At 32.1% G+C, this 1,430-nt stretch carries 2 protein-coding genes; both read left to right on the top strand.

The features are described from left to right. Positions 1-193: hypothetical protein (locus GA0061080_RS12865; protein WP_209435853.1), on the top strand; the 193-nt coding region annotated here is incomplete at its 5' end. A gap of 2 nt (positions 194-195) precedes the next feature. Continuing rightward, the gene (locus tag GA0061080_RS12250; protein WP_091126245.1) at positions 196-966 is read left to right on the top strand and encodes a hypothetical protein; all 771 of its coding nucleotides are present in this window, start codon (positions 196-198) and stop codon (positions 964-966) included. Positions 967-1,430: the final 464 nt, after the last annotated feature.

Raw genomic sequence — 1,430 nt, 5'->3', positions numbered from 1 at the left:
GCATGCGATAGAGATAGCCTCTAAAACAGATAAAAATAAATTAGAGTCGTTAATTAGCCGTAACAAGGAGGCTATGGAGAAATTAGGGATCTATAAAAAAGAAGCTATTTCTTTATTTGAACATCCGTACAATGCGGCCGAGATGAAACACCAATTAGACTTATTGATTAAGAGTATAAAAGAAGGAAATTAGCTATGTACAGTGGCATTGTTTTGTATAATACAGAAAATATCTCACCGAATATTGTGTTAGAGTTTGCTGAAACACTATTTTTGGCATTAAATACTCCTATTACTGAGGCTAGTTATATTAAACCAATAATATGGAAAACCTACAGTGATTTTAAGTTTGTTAATATATCACTGAAAGGGTTAAAACGTAAAATAAATCAACAAGAGGCGACCGCTTTTGATGTACTGAATGTATTAGCCGATACTTGTTATCTACGTTTGGTTTATTATACAGAAGAATTTGGCGGTAGAAATGATATTTATATTTTATATAATAATAAACTAGATCATAAGGGTATTGTTTTGGAATTGATAAAGAACTTTGCACGTCAAAACTACTTTTCTTATGGCATAAAATATTCAAATTGTAAGGATATAAATCGTGCAACTGAGTATGCAGGAGGTTTCAACTTTACTATTGTATATCCTTACGAAAAATATCATTTTGACGAAAAAAAATTAGATGACAATAAGCGATTTAGGATGGTTTATACCGCTAATATTATTAATTGCCATCATTTAGAGATTGGTGTAGATAATACCACGTTGAAAGATTGGATATTAAGTGATACAAGCCATGGTACACTTGAAGAATTAAGCGATAAATTGTGGTTATGGCAAGTTCCCGAGAACGAACTTGATAATATCAACAATTTTCTTGGCGAATTAGATTTATTAGCATCATGGAAATTACCCACACCAGAGCCAGAAAAGCCCAAACGCAGGTTACCTTAAAATAGAATAATTGACGACTAATAAGCAATCGTACTTGTACCAAATCCTTGCTTTAAAGCAGCGAGGATTTTCCTTTTTTATTTTGTTATTTTATCGCTCCTTAAAAACAAATAAAATCAATATGTTATTGAATAATTGTTATAAAAAATACAATACCTTTTAGCATACCCAAAGGCTATTTTTGCTATTTATTTAGCATTAAAAAAACGAAAACTCAACCCAACTAAAAAACAATTTTATACTAAAACGCATAGTTACCTGAAAGTTTTTGACAGAAATTTCAACTTTAACACTTTTATTTTGACGGGGCTGATAACTTACTGGGCAGTGAAATGCCGCTTGATGAATTAAAACACGCATCACCTGCCCCAAAAAACAATGGTAACCCAAAATCACCACAAACCCACAACAAACTCAAAGCTAACCGCCTGCTGATTCAAGGTGACCGACATTATCAATACGAC

The organism is Gilliamella intestini, from assembly GCF_900094935.1.
Lineage (GTDB): Bacteria > Pseudomonadota > Gammaproteobacteria > Enterobacterales > Orbaceae > Gilliamella > Gilliamella intestini.
Note: the sequence above shows the minus strand (reverse complement) of the source record. Positions and strands in the feature narration are given on the sequence as shown.